Origin of the sequence: Paraburkholderia diazotrophica (assembly GCF_900108945.1) — a bacterium.
Classification (GTDB): domain Bacteria; phylum Pseudomonadota; class Gammaproteobacteria; order Burkholderiales; family Burkholderiaceae; genus Paraburkholderia; species Paraburkholderia diazotrophica.
Map to the genome: position 1 here is coordinate 32,276 of NZ_FNYE01000052.1, position 16,374 is coordinate 48,649.

Genomic DNA, 16,374 nt, shown 5'->3' on the forward strand with positions numbered 1-16,374 from the left:
GCGACGATGCACTCGGCTACGGCCAGGCGTGGACCGCAATCCAGCAATTACAGTCCTCTACTGTCCTGACACTGGAGGACCGTCTGAAATGAAAGGAGTTCGATCATGTGTCTAGCCATTCCCGTCGAAGTCGTCGAACTGCAGCCTGGCGAACGGGCCCGCGTCAGCGTCGACGGTGTAACACGCGAGATCTCACTCGCGCTCATCGAGAACGTCACGCCCGGCGACTTCGTACTGCTACATGTCGGCTACGCGATCGGCACGCTTAACCGGGCCGAGGCCGACGCAACGCTCGCGCAGCTCGCCGCGCTCGCCGCTTCGTGTGACGCTGACTCGGCAGCGAGCGACGCATCCGGAGGAAACCCAGCGTGAAATACGTCGACGATTTTCGCAATAGCGACCTCGCACGTCAGATCGCGAGGCGTATTCATGTCGCCGTTGAGCCGGAACGACGCTATCGCCTGATGGAATTCTGTGGCGGCCACACGCACGCTATCGCGCGATATGGCTTAACGGCATTGTTGCCGCCCTGCGTCGAGTTGATCCACGGCCCCGGCTGTCCGGTGTGTGTCTTGCCGGTCGGACGTATCGACAGCGCGATAGAGCTTGCGCTCGAGCATCGCGTCACGCTTTGCACGTATGGCGACACGCTACGCGTGCCCGCGTCGCGTCAGATGAGCCTGTACAAGGCGCGGGCCGCAGGCGCCGACGTGCGCGTCGTCTATTCGAGCGCCGACGCGTTGGCATTCTCTCGCGCGCGATCTGACCGACAGGTAGTGTTTTTCAGCATTGGCTTCGAGACGACCACGCCCCCCACTGCGGTCGCACTGCTGACTGCGCAGGCCGACCGGCAGGACAACTTCAGCGTGCTCAGCAACCACGTGCTCACGCCCGCCGCAATGCGCCATCTGCTTGCCGACAACGATGCAAATCTCGATGGCTTCATCGGCCCGTCGCACGTCAGCACGATCATCGGCATAGCACCTTATCGCGTGATCGCGCGTGACTATCGCAAGCCTGTGGTCATCACCGGTTTCGAACCGCTCGACGTGCTGCAAGCCGTGCTCATGCTCGTCACACAGATCAACGAAGACCGCACGGATGCTGAGAACCAGTACACACGTGCTGTCACCGAACAGGGCAACCTGAAGGCGCAGGCGCTCGTCGCGCAGACATTCGAGTTGCGAAACGATTTCGAATGGCGCGGACTCGGGCTCGTGCCCGATAGCGCACTCGCGATCCGCACACCGTTTGCGCAATGGGACGCGGAAAAGCGCTTCAACCTGTCCGCTCAGCCGGTCGCTGACGTGAAGGCCTGCCAGTGCGGCCAGATTCTGCGCGGCCACGGCAAGCCAACTGACTGCGAGATGTTTGGCACGGCGTGCACGCCTGCGGCACCACTTGGCGCTTGCATGGTTTCGAGCGAAGGTGCCTGCGCAGCACACTACCAGTATGCCCGCTTCAACGATGCAGCTGCAGCCGGATGTGTTCGCCTATGAAGCGCCCCATCTTTCATGGTCGCCCTCTCGACCTCAAACACGGCCGCATCGACCTGACGCATGGCGCCGGCGGCCGCGCCAGCGCACAACTGGTCACCGACATATTTGCTCCGGCGTTTAATAACGCATGGCTTGCGCAGGGCAACGACCAAGCCATCATGCCGCCTGTTGCCGGACGGTTAGCGATGAGTACCGACTGCCACGTCGTCGCCCCGTTGTTCTTTCCCGGCGGTGACATCGGAGTACTTGCCGTCAACGGCACAGTCAACGACCTCGCCGTCGGCGGCGCGCAGCCGCGTTACCTGAGCGCCGGATTCATTCTCGAAGAAGGTCTGCCACTGGACGATCTCGTGCGCATCGTCCAGTCGATGGCGCGGGCCGCACGCGAGGCTGGCGTACAGATCGTCACGGGCGACACGAAAGTCGTCGAACGCGGCAAGGCTGATGGACTGTTCATCACGACAGCGGGCGTCGGCGTCGTACCGCAGGGCGTCGAGTTGGATGGCGCTAACGCGCAGCCAGGCGATGCCATCTTGCTGTCCGGATGTCTTGCCGAGCACGGTCTTGCCGTGCTGTCGCAACGCGAAAACCTAGGTTTTGACAGCAGCATCGTGTCGGATTGCGCTGCGCTCAACGGTCTGACCGAGCAACTACTCGAAACGTGCCCGTCGCTGCGACTGATGCGCGATCCGACGCGTGGTGGCCTTGGGAATGCGCTCAATGAAATCAGCCAGCAATCGGGTCTCAGTATGCGCATCTGGGAAGAGGCGCTACCGATAGGAACAACTGTGCGGGCGGCCTGCGAGTTCCTGGGCCTTGACCCACTGTACATTGCGAACGAGGGCAAGCTAATCGCCGTATGTGCAAGGCAGGACGCGCTCGCACTCGTCGATGCGATGCACGCTCATCCGCTAGGCCAAGATGCCGCGCTGATCGGCGAAGTAACGGATGATGCGCGCGGCCTCGTGAGAATGCAGACCTCGTTCGGCGGCGAACGGCTCGTTGACTGGTTGAACGGTGAGATGCTACCCCGCATCTGTTGAATGGCTCTGGTGCAAATAGCACTAGGCAAATCGGTTAATGTGTCGGGCTAAACGAATTGAGATCCGACTATGAGAAAGCTGAAGAGCGAACTGGTCGCAAGCCGTCACGTTGACCGTGATACGATCACTCTGTTTGCGCTCGTACCTGCTTGCAGGCTCGCGGGATCGACGACATAACATTCGATCCCGCGAGCCCGCAAGGCACGATAGATCCAGAACGCGTCCTAGCCCGCCTCGTAGCTTACGACGATCGTAGTTCGGCTGGCAACGCCCAATTCTGCCGACGCTGTTCAATCAGCGACAGCACCACCTGCAGGCAGGATGCGGCCTGTAATCTGCGTCGCTGTATGTACGGCCGGCTGATCGCCGCGGCCATCATGTAACGCAACTTTCCACTTCGCCATTGCCAGCTCGAGCAACACCGCCAGTACAACTTCCCCGGCGCACCGCCTAGAGACCTGTTGTGCGTGCATGATGCTCTCTTTTGAGCAAGCGTTGACGAGCTGATTTTACGGATCGCCTCGCCGACCTTCCTGCTACATAACTAAAACCGTCTAGCGCATTTGCCAGAGCGTTACGGAGTCAGCCGCGGTCGTCGGATTAGTGGGTCGCGACGGGTTGGCGCGTGCCTGTTAGCGTCTTCAGGAACGCTACGATTGCGTTGACATCCGAGTCCGACAATTGCTTACCGACCTGATACGTCGCCATGTCACGCACAGCTTCGTGCAGATTGGTACGGCTGCCGTCGTGAAAATATGGCGCGGTCAGTTCCACGTTGCGCAGCGTCGGCGTCTTGAACGCATGGCGGTCGAGCGCGTCGTTCGTAACGTTCGCCCGACCGTTATCCGCGGTGGAGGTATAGCCCCGCGCGGCGAAGTAGTCGGCCGCGAGGCCCATTCGCTCGAACGACCGCCCGCCCAGATTCTTGCCAACATGACAGGTCGCGCAATGGTTCGCCTTGAATAAGTGGTAGCCGCGCAGTTCTTCGCTATTCAGCGCATGCCTGTCGCCGCGCAAGTAAGCATCGAAGCGACTCGGCGTTAGCAGTGTCGTCTCATATTGGGCGATCGCGTCTGTGATGTTCGCGCCCGACCAACCGTCCCGGTACACCGTCAGGAACTGTTGTGTCAGTGACGAGTCCTGCTTCAGCTTATCGATGATTTCACTCCATGACCTAGACGCCATTTCGACCGGATTCAGCGGTGGACCCCCCGCCTGTTCCTGCAGCGTGGCAGCGCGACCGTCCCAGAACTGCTTGTCGTTGAGCGCCGCGTTGAACACCGTCGGCGCGTTGACCAAGCCCAACTGTCCGCCCACACCGGACGAAACCCTCTTTCCGTCTACGCCCCCTGTCGACAGCGTGTGGCAGCTTGCACACGATATCGTGTTGTCCGCCGATAGTCGGACATCGTTGAAGAGCTGCCTTCCAAGCGCGACCTTACCCGTGTCGGTCGGCAAAGAATCTGGCAACGGTTGCACAGGCTCGTTAGCGAATTCCGGTGCAACGCCGCGCGTCGCATATGCGCGGCGTTGTGACGCTATCCAGTCGAGCAGTGCGCGTTGATCGTCGGTCCTCAGTCCGGTTGTCCAGTGTACGAGGCGGAACAACTTTGGTGGCATGGCGAGTTCGTTCACAACGGTTTCCAGCTTCGCAAGATCGGCTTCGGGAGCTGGCATGCCGCTTTCGAGCGCCGCGTACAGGCTGTCGATGCGGAAGTAGGCGAGTCCAGTTTGCCTGTCATGTTCGGCTAGCTGACGAATGCCTGGTAGCGCGGCATAGTTAGGTAGGACAGCTTTCCTCGAATGGCAGTAATAGCATGCGTTACGATCTAACACGTCGCGTACGCCGAACGCTTGTGGGGATACGGCCGGCCTCGCGACCGCTCTCTCCGCATAGTCCTTGTCGTGTACATACGCGATACCGCTAATACTGAGATAGCCAACCAGCACGAAGGCGATCGACGCGATCAGAAGTTTCTTCACTTGCTCTCCTGTTTGATCTTGATCGGAATTCGTTAACGTCTACTTCGGACAGTTGATATCAGCTGCCAAGCGACGACGCGCCGACCACACAGAAGACACAGCACTTGAACGTTACGGCAAGTCAGGTGTCTGCAATATCCGCTCGATGCAATCCATCTCTGCATGCGCTCGCACGTTGTATATCCGCTCAGTCTGTGTCAGTTCGGGCGGATATTGGCCGAGCTGGGAATTTGATCATTCGACTGTGTGATCATTCGACGGTGCATCGCTGAGCGCTCAAACTGTTGCTGGTGCAGGCCCGCCGTGAAGAAGTGATGTGCAGTTGGTTGAATGATCTACCACAAAGCCTCGTTCCGCCATCATGTCTTCGGAGATTGCGGCTTTAGCACATAAGAAATGTAGCGCCATGATCAGGCGCTCATTGCTGTCGCCCGACGACGCTGCGACGTCCTGTTCGCCAGGCTGCGCGACGGCACACTCTATCTACCAACCAAAATCCGGCCCTACTGCTTGACGATCTCGTATCAGTCGATTCATCCGTCGAACTTCGTCGCGAGCCGAATCAGATATGCCCCCAAAACCTCAACGTGACAACATCCTCGCCGCATGCTTGACGGGACAGATGCTAACCGCAGGTCATGCCTGATACAAGTGAATGTTGATTAAATTCGCATAAGGCAAATTTATATTGATCGGAAAGGCTACAATTGAATCAATTGCTCGGACTCTCGCCCTTTATATAAATCATTTCATTTGATCAGGCCGGCAAAGGCCAATATACCTGAGCTCGCTCAGGTGATCCACATTTTCGTCAAAAGCGGTTGCACGCGTAAACAAGCACGCCCAGAACAGCCACTAACCGACCCGTAGGCGAGAACGCCGGCTGTGTGGTTGTCGCGATGCACGTCGCGCGCAGGCATTTCTTTCACGCTTCGGCCCGATCCGTCAGCGCTTCGCCAGATAGCAGATGAACGCTGCACGACATCGCTTCATACTCAAAGAACGCCTCCGCACTCGGCATGGTTGGACTGTCTCTTCCGCAGTCGATACAGATCTGATAAGAATAACGTTTTTTGCACCAAACAGTTGGCCTACAACAGCCAACTTGACAACGCCCTTCCAATGGTTGTATTCGCTGTGCGCCACACCGGTGCCGGCGCTCATCAACTGGATGCCGCCCCGCACGATCACCGTGCCATCGTGTCCGAGCGCGCCTTCGAGCACGTACGAAACGATCTTCATGTCGCGATGCCGATGCTCGCCGAAGCCCCGCGTCGGCGCCAAACGGTCGTAGTTAGCCACCAGCAGGTCGGAAAAGCCGTTCTGCTTCGGGTCGTGATAGTGCGCGAACAAAAAGTATGACGCGAGCGGAGCCAGCCGTGTTCCGCGCGTGTCTGATTTCGAACATGCTGTTTTCTCCTTGAGTTTTGTCGTGTGATCCAGACCAGATGTTTGGCTGCGATCCCTGAACCAGCCCCGGTTATCTGCGTCGGCGTGGCAGCCCGGCCGGTGCCCGCCGATCTCGCGAACCATGAATGTCTGCTGTACGGCCACAGCGGCGCGGTCAGCCGGGAGTTCAGCGTCGACGGCGCGATGAAAAGGTCGAGGCGCGTGGGCCGTTGCGCGCCAATAACGGTTCTGTCGCGCTAAGACGTCGAGATAAAAATTGTCGCCCGAGCATGGAAGACGAATAGGACCGCGATGACACGGAAAGCGGCACGCGAGATGCTGGCAGCAGGCGTCGGTAAAGTATTGCAGCAGGTACATTATCCGCTCGACGTAATCCTGTTGCGTGTGCGTTGGTATGTGGCTATGCGTTGAGTCTGCGCGACCTCTAGGAAATGATGGCCGAGCGTGGGGTTGATGTCGACCATTCGACGGTGCACCACTGGGCCCTCAAGTTGCTGCCGCTATTTGAGAAAGCGTTCTGCTGTTGCAAGCGACCGCCGGGAAGAGCTGGCGCATGGACGCGACCTATATCAAGGTTAGGCAGCCAGTGAAAGTACTTGTAGGTGCGGCGGATAAAGCCGGTAACACGGTTGGCTTCTTGCTGCGCGCCCGGCGCAGAACCGGGTCGTGCTCGAGGCCCTGAACGCCGGATGGGAAACGCCGATGGGAATTTGGCAGATCCAGTACCTGAACAACATCGCGGAGCAGGACCATCACGAAATCAAGCACATCATTAGTACCTGTGATGGGCTTCAAGGATTTCCGTTGCGCGCGCATCATCCTGTCCGGCATTGAGTCGATGCACATCTTCGCACAGGGCGGATGTGAACCCCGTCATCCGTCGCGGAAGATAAAGCTATACGCGCTCAATGCCGGCACGCCGCCCAGATGCGCATACAGCACCTTCGAGCCTTCGGGAAATTCGCCGAGCCGCACCTTGTCGATCATTCCGTGCATCGACTTGCCTTCATAGACGGGGTCGGTCATCACGCCTTCGAGCCGCGCGCATAGACGAATCGCGTCCAGCGTGCCCTCGTTCGGCAGGCCGTATTCGGGGCCGCCATAGCGCGTATCGAGCACGACATCCTGTGCGGTGATGTCGCGGCCCAGATCGACCCGTTCCGCAGTGTGCTTCGCGATTCGCGTGATCTGCTCGCGCGTCTGCTCGGGTTTCGCGGATGCATCGATGCCGATCACGCGATCCGCGCGCCCATCGGCCGCGAAGCCGACGATCATCCCCGCCTGCGTGCTGCCCGTCACCGAGCACACGACGATGTAGTCGAACTTGAAACCAAGCTCAGCTTCCTGCTGGCGCACTTCTTCCGCGAAACCGACGAAGCCGAGACCGCCGAGCGGATGTTCCGAGCAGCCGGCGGGAATCGGATACGGCTTGCCGCCCGCGGCACGCACGCTGTCGAGCGCCTCTTCCCAGCTCCTGCGAATGCCGATGTCGAAGCCGTCGGGCACGAGCCGCACGTCGGCGCCCATGATGCGCGACATCTGGATATTGCCGACGCGGTCATACACGGCGTCGTAGTAGTTGACCCAGTTCTCCTGCACGAGCACGCACTTCATGCCCAGATGAGCGGCGACGGCAGCGACCTGGCGCGTCTGGTTCGACTGGATGCCGCCGATCGACACGAGCGTATCGCAGCCTTGCGCAAGCGCGTCGGGGATCAGGTATTCGAGCTTGCGCGTCTTGTTGCCGCCGAACGCAAGGCCGCTGTTGCAGTCCTCGCGTTTCGCGTAAAGCTCGACCTTGCCGCCGAGATGCTGCGAGAGCCGCTTGAGCGGCTGGATCGGCGTGGGTCCGAAGGTGAGCGGGTAGCGCGCGAATCGTTGCAGGTTCATCGTGGCTCCGTGTAAGTGATTTTCGCGAGTTCATGGTATGAGGCCAGCTCAAAAATGAGACTCTGCTCGTTTGAATATGTTCCCGCAGACAAGCGAGCAAGCGAATTTGAAGAATGCTTCGTGAATATCGCTACAACGATTGAAGCAGATCCAAAGACGCTGGGAAGTCGCAGAGCCACGAGTGAGTCCGTCTACCATCCAGCGAAATTTGCCGGAACTGCTGCCATGTTTAGATCGATGCCGAGCAATCACTGGATTGATGCGACGATCACCGGCTGGCGATATGTATCGGAGTCGCAACCGCGATCGCCGTAAATTACCTTGGGCTTGCGAAGCGAGGTTCTTTCGCGTTAACGAAAGACCTAGTGAGCGCTCATTCTTTCCCGCTGCCTTCTCTAGCATTCGATCTTCCCCCATGATCGAATGCTTACAAACCAAATGGCGAATTTCGCACATGAGCGGTTCGCATGAAAACATGCATTGGGGATACCAATCCGGCTGACAGCGTTGCGCGATGTCAGCAGCAGGAGATAGCACATTCACTGTAAGTCGGCCCATCGTTCGACCATGGCTGCATGGGCGGGTTTATCTGCGGGCAGCGTGATGAAAGGCTCGCCGTACCTTAAGGGGAGCACCGGGTTGACCTCGGTAGAAGGTCGCCGGTGCAGTTGTGCACCAACGTCCCGGTATTGAGCCTAAGTCGGCATAACCTATGCTTTGAAAGTGTAAAGCGATTTTAGGCCCGCGCAAGAGGGTCTCCGACGCCATACGCCAGCGCGCCTCGCGGTACGACGCTGATTACGAACAATCTCAAGCGACCGCTTGGCGCTGATGCTGCCCGTGACCTCGGCGAGGACCTGGTGCCGCGCGGGCAGGAGCCTCATCACCGTAATGTTTATGCAACGGCAAAGCATGGAACTGAACCAAAGGGATAAAGGTGGTCATCATCGCGGCGGCCTGAAGCGGCTTAGGAATGGCTACAGCTGCCGAGCCAGCCAACGAAGGATGTTGCCTGTCTATCCGTGGGCGCGATAATGTTCGGCCAAACGCAGCCGTAGACAGACTCCGCGACAAAAATAACGAGGTCATTGCACACATCACCGATGTAACGAATTCCGGTGATGCGTCATCGGGTTACCGAGACTGCAAAGCATCTCGGCAAATCGGATAACAAATTGCGGCGGGGTTCCTGACGACGGCTTGCAATTCGCACCCGCTCCCGCGGGTAAAAGAAAAGTATGCAACAACTACGTTAGATAGGATAACGAATCGTGGTAGTAAAATCGGTCTGTGTAGCTTTATTCGGTGTGTGCTCACTCGCTCAGGCACAAAATAGTGTGACTCTGTACGGGGTTCTCGACGAAGGAATCATGTACCAAAGCAACGTTGCCGGCGGAAAGAGGGTTTCGCTTGATTCGCTTTCTGGTGTCATGGGAAGTCGGTGGGGCGTGACCGGTGTCGAGGACCTCGGCGGCGCTTTGCACGCGATTTTCACCCTTGAGTCGGGTGTGAACTTAAATAACGGTCAGGCTGCTCAGGGCGGCCTGCTTTTTGGTCGTCAGGCCTTCGTCGGTGTCAAAAGCGACAACTGGGGTAGCCTGACATTTGGACGTCAATACGACATGATTTTCTACTTCCCCGAGCCACTCACTGCCGAAGCGCTCGTGGGAGGCGCGCCCGCCGGGCACCCAGGGGACGGGGACAATGCGTGCAACACAGTTCGACTGAACAACTCAGTACGATACATGAGCGCTGACATCCGCGGCGTGAACTTCGGGGGGGAGTATAGCTTTGGTGGCGTTGCGGGTAATTTTACATCTACCAGCGGCTATTCCGTAGGTGCCGGGTACACGAACGGGCCATTAAAACTGGGGGCAGCATTCGAGTATTTTAAGAACCCCACCGCAGCGCCAAGCACAGGCTTTTTTACTTCCTATAGGACTGGAGGTTCTCCTCTTCAGGGCGCCCTGAACAAGGGATATGTTCCCGCTAAAGCGTACCAGTCGGCAGTCGTAGGAGCCAATTACACGATCGGCCCGGTTATCTTGGCAGCGTCGTTCTCCAACGTCCAATACGCAAATCTCGGCCCGTCGCTCGCAGAGGGAACGGCGATATTCAACAATTACGACGTTGGAATAATGTATCGTTTCAACCCAACTTGGACTGTCGCTGTATCATACGACTACTTACATTCGAATGGCGTTCAAAACGCTGCCGGCCACATAATCGGGAACCAGCATTTCAATCAGGTAACGATTTCAACCGACTACTTCCTGTCGAAACGCATCGATGTTTATTTCGGAATTGGTTGGCAGCAAGCATCGGGAACATCGTCTCTCGGAACGCCCGCTGCTGCCAACATCGCCAACATGAACGATTCATCCAACAATCGCCAGGTCCTTGCTCGCGCTGCCATCCGTCACAAGTTCTGATTTGTGGCTAAGCCCACCTCATCACCCGAAGCGTAGATCACTCCCCTCGCGGTAATCCTCAACGGCACGGTCAGGTTGCTGGAGAGGTGACGGTAGAATGAACGAAATCGCTTTATCATGGTCACCGCTTCCCTGCGGTCGTTATCAGTTGGGCCCGTTCGCTGGTTCTGCCGGTTCAATCTGAGCCTGTGTGGCCTCGAGGAATTGTTGCTCGAGCGTGGTGTCGTGGACACGTACGAAACAATCCTTTGCCGGGGCGACAAGTTCGGCGCTGTACTCAGTGCGCCAAAGCGGCGCGGCGGAAGCCAGGCAGCATCTCGCATTTCGATGAGATGTTCATGACTCTCGCGCAGAGAGCCGTATCTGTTGTGGCGCGCGCTCGACGAGCATGGCGGGCGCCGAACTCGACGTGCTGGAGCAAAAGCGTCGCGGCAAGTCCGCAGCAAAGCGCCTTTTTCGGCGGGTACCGCGCTGGAACCCGGCGCCGCGCACAATCGTTACCGACCAGCTACGCAGTTATCCGGCCGGCAAACGCCGATATACCTGAGTAGCTCAAGTGACCCACGTTTTCGTCAAAAGCGGCTGCACGCGCAAACAAGCATGCCGAGAGCAGCCACTAACCGACCCGTAGGCGAGAACGCCGGATGCGTGGTAGAAATGCCTGCGCGCACTTTCACGCTTCGGCCCGATCCGTCAACGCTTCCCCAGACAGCAGATGAGCGCTGCACGTCATCGCGTCATACTAAAAGAATACCTCGGCATTCGGCATCGCTGGACTGTCTCTTCCGCAGTCGATACAGTTAAGAATAATGATTTTTGCGATGACCCGTTCTGAGCGACAGCCCCAGCGAGCGGGGCCTGTTTACATGGTGGGCGATGTATCGATCGCGCGATGGATGCGATGACGCGGTGGTGGCCTGCGCGGAGGCACGGACCACGGTTCATAGTAGCGCCGGATCGGCTCACGATACGCCGCGCTGAACCACAGGAACTATTCCGAGAGTAGGTGCTGGATCTCTGCGCGGCCGCCTTGTCGGAGAATTCCGGCAGCGTTGGCGTGCGCGGTATGTCATCCGCTTGCCGGTTTCGAGCCTTCGTGTGTCTGGATTGCCCGGTTCATCGGAATTCCTCAATGGCCTGTTGCAGCAGTTCGTCGGGGATACGGTTCAGCGCCTTCGGTACGGCCAGCTGCATGGGGGCTGGCCCGCCTGCCGTGGCAACCTTCGTGAGGGCTCGGCGCGCCTCTCTTTCATTCCCGACACGGGCCGCGTTCACGACTAATTCCATGAAAGACAGCGACGCGCGCGTTGCCCGACATCCGCGCTGGATTCGATCGCCTGCCGATTTGAACCGAGCCGCTTGCGCGAAAGCTCGAGAAGCGGCGTGTTGACAGTCGCCGTCAGCCCCTTTCGCTGCCAAATCGTGGTGCTGCGAATCGAAAGTTTCCATGACATGTGTTTTGAGACGGATGTACACGCATCTGAAGGATGTCAATTTTCAAGCACAAGCTATCGATATCGGTCGACAATGCCGACGAACTTGACAAAACTGACGCAATAATTCAGTGCATGCCTCACAAATTCAGCATGGTACGAACCTTGCATTTTCGCTTAGCGAGCAACGCGGTCTGTCTTCCCAACCAATTATTGAGAAAAACTTCTATGGTTGTTCAACGTTCGTCCCTTTTAGCAGAACCTGCGCATGATATGGCGACGCTCACGCCTCGAGCAGCAGAAAAAATCGCAGAACTGGTCAAACTGCAAGACGAGACGCAGATTTACATTCGTCTGCGCGCCGAAGTGCGTGGCTTCGACGATATAAGATATTTTATCGTGCTAGATGATTCAGTCGGTCATTCCGACATTAAGGTAAAAACGCAGGGCGTTGCCATATTTATTGATAACGCCAGCTTGAAGTATCTCGCGGGCGCCCAGATCGACTATGATGAGCGAGCACCCCACCCGTGCTTCGTGATCGATAGCCTGAACGAACAAACGTTTTGCGGTCACAGTAGTGCCTTTTCGACGTGTCCTCGTTGAAGTTGGAACGCGATAAAACGTTGCTCGTTGATTCGATTGGCGTCGTAGCGGAAACAAACGGTGGTGGTTGCGTCTCTCGCGGGCTCATGACGAAGATCTCTATGACCTACGCCACGAACTACGAGCGGCCACCTCGATCCTGACTTCAAACTTAGACTTCAATGACCAGATCAATACGCAAGACAGCAATCAAGCGACAATCGGCTTTGGCCATGTCCGTACTGTCCATCCAAACCAAACGTGCCGATCGACGTCCGATTCGCGCGTTGCCGCGAGCCGAAATTCAAGCGATTTTTGCTGCTCCTGACCTCTCGACCCCGTTCGAAGCACGTCATCACGCGATGCAGCTACCGATGTATAACACCGGCGCACGAGTTGCGGCGATTACGATAATCTCTTGCACAGATTGAGTTCGTCAGTCGCAGCAGCTTCTGCATCTTCACGGCAAGAACGTAAGGAGCGGTGTGTGCCACTCTGAACTAGGACGGCTGACGCGATCGGGAAATGGATGCGCGAACGAGACGCGATGCCGACCTCGCTATTGTTCACCAACTACTGCAGCGAGACGTCGACCCGCAATAGCGTCGATCGCATCCTGAAAAGGCGATCGTCGAAGTGGTGCATACCTATCCGAGTCTGTCGAAAAAGCACAAATCGCCCCGGTCATAAGGCACGCGACGGCGACGCATCTGTTGCAGGCCGACATCGACATCAGTGTCATCGCATTGTTGCTGGACAATGAAAGCATCGACACAACGCATCGACCAAGAGTCCCACCTTGCGCACACGGATGACGCTTGTAGCCTATCGGGCCGCGGACGCCGTGTTTTCACGCAGCCGACAAGTTCATGGCTTTCCTCGAAACTCTCTGATTATGCGCACCGCGACGATCGGGCTGCCCTGTTCCAGACGGTTCAGCGGCCGTCGTTTCGCCCAAATTTGCCGATGGGGGTATTCCGAGCCGACCCTCGGATAGGGTGCCCTTCAAATGGACGTTTGCGCGTCTTCAGACTCGTCGGAAAATCAAGATTTGACACATATCCGTGCGACCGCACGATCGAGCGCCGCGCGATGAAGGACATCAAGCGACGCTTGTTGAGCTACTTGCCCCACTGCCGCTGCAACCAGTGCATGGCAATCTGCGATGCTGCGCAGAGGCGCCACGCTCTGCAGATTCTGCATGATAGAGGCCTGTAGCTTATCTAGAATTGGTCGGATGACACCCGCTAAGCTCTGCCGCGGCGTGGCAGGAGCATCGCCCTGACGTCTCCAGTTGTTAAGCAGCGCGTACTGAACTTCTTTGTTGGCTTCAACCTGGTCCGAGAAAATGTTTATCGCATCCTCCGTAGTTAGCCCGTACTCAGACGCCATCGTCGCCGCATTTGCAATGACTTGCGCTTCCCGCTGACCGTCGTAGACGGGTTGACCAGTGTCCCACTTGCTAAGAGCGACCTGGTCAGCGGTGTTAAGGCGATCCGCCATGCTACGCACAAGCGGCACGAACGCATCCTGCTGCGCTCCAATGCCGGGCGAGCAGCCTGCCGCGAACCATAAAGCTAGTGCAAGTGTCACGGCATGCCGAGTCCCAACGGGCCCAACCTTCTTCTTCATTTCCAATACTGCTACTCCTATTGGTCGATACTTGCCAGCGGCATAGCGACTGGAGACACCTCGTCGCCCGATACCGGTCGAGCGACCGGGGAAATCTCCGTCAATGCGCCCCTGACCTAGCACAGACGGACAGGCCAAATTCGGGAGGAAGAACGTGAGAGCACCGAGATGGTTCGTCTCTTACGACGCCTTTCTAGAAGGAAAGGCATCATCCCGACTATCGAACGATGGTGAATTTACAACCCGAAGCGGTCGGATCAGTGCATTCATAGTAGATAACGCCAAACGGGCCTTCTTTCCGATGCCACACTGTACTACCCTCCAACGCGACAACCGGCTCCGGAAGCGAATTAGGTTTATATCGTAAGTCTACGGTACCTTTGTCAACTTCATAAGAGCACTTGGCTAACGATCCTCGCGATACGTCATCATCCTGCGCTGGATAAAACGTGGCGGCGTTAAACTGCCTGATATTGCCTCCGCTACCTGCTGGCGCAATACCCAGCCATTCACCTTCGTTATCACTGGTTCGCGCCGAGTACACGCCCACTGTCCTCTTGATCTGGGCTGGAGAAGGGCAGCTTTCTACCGTTGCAGCCAGCGTATGAGCTGATACGCCAAGCGAAAGTATGAAAATCAAAAAACCTTTCTTCTTCCTCATTTGTACTCCTTTGAAATATTGATTAACGAGTTCTTGCAAATCGTCTCGCCTTTCGACTCAAAAGACGAATTCTCAAGCGACGTTTTCACGCCCGTCCGATCTTGCAACGTTGGAGTGTCTGCGTTGGCCGCAGGGTACCTGCGGTGACGATCTTGCGCGGGGCTGAACTGTAGCGAGACACGTGCTTGAAGAAAAGCGCGGCCGTAGTGTTGTCGCACCGCTTTTGCAGCGACACGGACGAACACCCAACTGGACGCCATGGCACGCCACAGCACGTACGGCTCGCCACGCAGACCGTCCATCAGGCGATTCGCAGTCACACGCGACCCCGTGGAGATGAGTGAGCACGGATACCGCCTACCACTGCACCGATGCATGCGCAAACAACGCACAGCGTTCCAACGAACTGGGATCTGCTTATCGGCTGTGCAAGTACGAGGCAGCCGATCGCCGCCGCGATCGCAGGCTCGGTGCACATCACGACACCGAATGCGGATGCGCTCATCCGACGCAGGGCGATCAGTTTAAGTATGTATGGGACAATCGGCACCAAGACTGCAATATACGCGGCATTGACGAGTTGCCCCACGGGCAAATGGCCGCCGCTCAGCAGAATACCGAATGGCCCGGTAATGACAGCGGCTGCGATCAGGGACACAGAAAGCCCTTCCGGCCCCTCAAACATCATGCCGACGCGCTTCTTCAACACGATGTGCGCAACCCAGCCGAGCGCCGATCCAATCGGGAAGACCAAGTCAACGGGGCTGACCACCCACATGCCGTCCTGCCGAGCTAGCAATAGCACGCCCGCGACTGCGAACACCGGCCACATCAATCTTCTGAGTCTGCGCTCGCCGAATGTCGCGACCGCGACCGGCCCAAGGAAGCTGACGGCCACTGCAAACCCAAGCGGCACACGCCGCACTGCCTCGAAGAAGCACAGCGTCATACACGCCGCCGCACTGCCAAGCGCGACCGCGGCACCCCAGTGCTGGCGAGAATACTTGTGAAGCGGCGGTCTCGCAATGGCCGCGAGCGCTATCGCTGCGAAGCACAACCGCAACCAGGTTATGCCAACGGTACTGTGTTTTATCGTCGTGGACAGCGATAGCGCGGCACCGAGTTGAATGCTGCACATCGACGCGAAGGCGAACATCAGCGCGATCGCGTGCGAGAACAGCACGGACGCTCTCGACAACGCGTATTTGGCGTGTTTTGCGTTAAATTCCCCGCTCATCCATATTTCTCGCGTGAGTGAAGGAAGGATACTAACCGCAGATGTATGCGTGGTATAAGCTGGAAATCTTTATGTGTGCATGAGGGAAATTGATGATTCCAGATCTCGACAGCACGCTGCTGCGTACGTTCGTGACGGTGGTTGAAGCCGGCAGCGTGAGTAATGCTGCAATGGCACTTCATCTCACTCAGGCTGCCGTCAGCATGCCTCTTCGTCGTCTTGAAGACGAAGAGGCATGCTGACGCCTGCTCGAACGTTCGCCGCGCGACATGAAGCCGACTTCGGCGGGCAGCGTACTACTGCCGTACGCGCACCCGCTTGCGCGCCTCGTCCATGTTGGCCACGAACCAATTCCGACCCATGTTGGCGATCATATACGCATGAGCAAACGCTGTTGCAATGGAATCGGAATCTTTCAATAGATGCAAGTGTGTTATCGAGTTCATTTAGCGTGCCGTCGCCCGACCATTACAGCGGGCAGCGACTTGATGTTGGACTTCACCCCACAGTCGGGCTTGCCCTGTTCAAAGGAACCCAGATGCTTGGCGCGGCGCTTGGCCATCTTTTCG

The 16,374-nt window shown here is 57.5% G+C and carries 11 protein-coding genes and 7 pseudogenes; 10 read left to right on the forward strand and 8 right to left on the reverse strand.

Going from position 1 to position 16,374, the window contains the following annotated elements; translation table 11 throughout:
* Positions 1 to 105 precede the first annotated feature (105 nt).
* From BMW76_RS36160 to hypE, 3 genes are read left to right on the forward strand one after another with little or no spacing between them, the layout of a single operon-like run.
* Entirely contained in the window at positions 106 to 372 is a 267-nt protein-coding gene (locus tag BMW76_RS36160) for a HypC/HybG/HupF family hydrogenase formation chaperone (RefSeq protein WP_012406406.1), read from the forward strand.
* Positions 369 to 1,499, forward strand: a complete 1,131-nt coding sequence (hypD, locus tag BMW76_RS36165) for a hydrogenase formation protein HypD (protein ID WP_015004143.1) — start codon at positions 369 to 371, stop codon at positions 1,497 to 1,499. Before BMW76_RS36160 ends, hypD begins: the two co-directional genes overlap by 4 nt.
* The gene (hypE, locus tag BMW76_RS36170; protein WP_090873595.1) at positions 1,496 to 2,542 is read left to right on the forward strand and encodes a hydrogenase expression/formation protein HypE; all 1,047 of its coding nucleotides are present in this window, start codon (positions 1,496 to 1,498) and stop codon (positions 2,540 to 2,542) included. Before hypD ends, hypE begins: the two co-directional genes overlap by 4 nt.
* Before the next feature lie 600 nt (positions 2,543 to 3,142).
* On the opposite strand, the gene BMW76_RS36180 is transcribed toward hypE, so the two are convergent.
* The gene (locus tag BMW76_RS36180; RefSeq protein WP_090873596.1) at positions 3,143 to 4,525 is read right to left on the reverse strand and encodes a cytochrome c peroxidase; all 1,383 of its coding nucleotides are present in this window, start codon (positions 4,523 to 4,525) and stop codon (positions 3,143 to 3,145) included.
* Between the two features lie 765 nt (positions 4,526 to 5,290).
* Here BMW76_RS36180 and BMW76_RS42295 point away from each other — a divergent pair.
* Positions 5,291 to 5,570: pseudogene (locus BMW76_RS42295) on the forward strand (IS6 family transposase); the annotation flags it as partial.
* 77 nt (positions 5,571 to 5,647) lie between these two features.
* Here the strand turns inward: BMW76_RS42295 and BMW76_RS42300 are convergent.
* Positions 5,648 to 5,964: pseudogene (locus BMW76_RS42300) on the reverse strand (pirin family protein); the annotation flags it as partial.
* A 33-nt stretch (positions 5,965 to 5,997) separates the two neighbouring features.
* Between BMW76_RS42300 and BMW76_RS42305 the strand changes: the two are divergent.
* Together BMW76_RS42305 and BMW76_RS36200 are read left to right on the forward strand one after the other, a co-directional pair.
* A pseudogene (locus tag BMW76_RS42305) lies at positions 5,998 to 6,168 on the forward strand (LysR family transcriptional regulator); the annotation flags it as partial.
* Positions 6,169 to 6,226: 58 nt separating this feature from the next.
* A pseudogene (locus BMW76_RS36200) lies at positions 6,227 to 6,794 on the forward strand (IS6 family transposase); the annotation flags it as partial.
* Positions 6,795 to 6,808: 14 nt separating this feature from the next.
* Here the strand turns inward: BMW76_RS36200 and BMW76_RS36205 are convergent.
* Both BMW76_RS36205 and BMW76_RS42920 read right to left on the reverse strand, forming a co-directional pair.
* A complete protein-coding gene (locus BMW76_RS36205; protein ID WP_090873597.1) occupies positions 6,809 to 7,825 on the reverse strand; it encodes a 1-aminocyclopropane-1-carboxylate deaminase in 1,017 nt (338 codons plus the stop codon).
* Positions 7,826 to 7,873: 48 nt separating this feature from the next.
* Positions 7,874 to 8,160, reverse strand: a pseudogene (locus BMW76_RS42920) (IS5/IS1182 family transposase); the annotation flags it as partial.
* A 936-nt stretch (positions 8,161 to 9,096) separates the two neighbouring features.
* On the opposite strand from BMW76_RS42920, the gene BMW76_RS36210 reads away from it, so the two are divergent.
* From BMW76_RS36210 to BMW76_RS36230, 3 genes and pseudogenes are all read left to right on the forward strand, one after another.
* The gene (locus tag BMW76_RS36210; protein ID WP_090873598.1) at positions 9,097 to 10,257 is read left to right on the forward strand and encodes a porin; all 1,161 of its coding nucleotides are present in this window, start codon (positions 9,097 to 9,099) and stop codon (positions 10,255 to 10,257) included.
* 143 nt (positions 10,258 to 10,400) lie between these two features.
* A pseudogene (locus tag BMW76_RS42310) lies at positions 10,401 to 11,092 on the forward strand (DDE-type integrase/transposase/recombinase).
* 652 nt (positions 11,093 to 11,744) lie between these two features.
* Positions 11,745 to 12,296: a HesB/IscA family protein gene (locus BMW76_RS36230; protein WP_233445561.1), complete on the forward strand. Its 552-nt coding sequence runs from the start codon at positions 11,745 to 11,747 to the stop codon at positions 12,294 to 12,296.
* 1,023 nt (positions 12,297 to 13,319) lie between these two features.
* Here BMW76_RS36230 and BMW76_RS36245 read toward each other — a convergent pair.
* The 4 genes from BMW76_RS36245 to BMW76_RS36260 all read right to left on the reverse strand — a co-directional run bounded on the left by BMW76_RS36245 (position 13,320) and on the right by BMW76_RS36260 (position 15,805).
* Entirely contained in the window at positions 13,320 to 13,907 is a 588-nt protein-coding gene (locus BMW76_RS36245) for a chorismate mutase (protein ID WP_062827025.1), read from the reverse strand.
* Between the two features lie 217 nt (positions 13,908 to 14,124).
* Entirely contained in the window at positions 14,125 to 14,568 is a 444-nt protein-coding gene (locus tag BMW76_RS36250) for a DUF3757 domain-containing protein (RefSeq protein WP_012406826.1), read from the reverse strand.
* The gene (locus tag BMW76_RS41705; RefSeq protein ID WP_041747043.1) at positions 14,565 to 14,870 is read right to left on the reverse strand and encodes a hypothetical protein; all 306 of its coding nucleotides are present in this window, start codon (positions 14,868 to 14,870) and stop codon (positions 14,565 to 14,567) included. The genes BMW76_RS36250 and BMW76_RS41705 overlap by 4 nt, the downstream gene beginning before the upstream one ends.
* 14 nt (positions 14,871 to 14,884) lie before the next feature.
* Positions 14,885 to 15,805, reverse strand: coding sequence for an EamA family transporter (locus BMW76_RS36260; RefSeq protein ID WP_012406825.1), 921 nt, complete (start codon positions 15,803 to 15,805; stop codon positions 14,885 to 14,887).
* A 92-nt stretch (positions 15,806 to 15,897) separates the two neighbouring features.
* Between BMW76_RS36260 and BMW76_RS36265 the strand changes: the two are divergent.
* Positions 15,898 to 16,125: pseudogene (locus BMW76_RS36265) on the forward strand (LysR family transcriptional regulator); the annotation flags it as partial.
* Between the last annotated feature and the right edge of the window lie 249 nt (positions 16,126 to 16,374).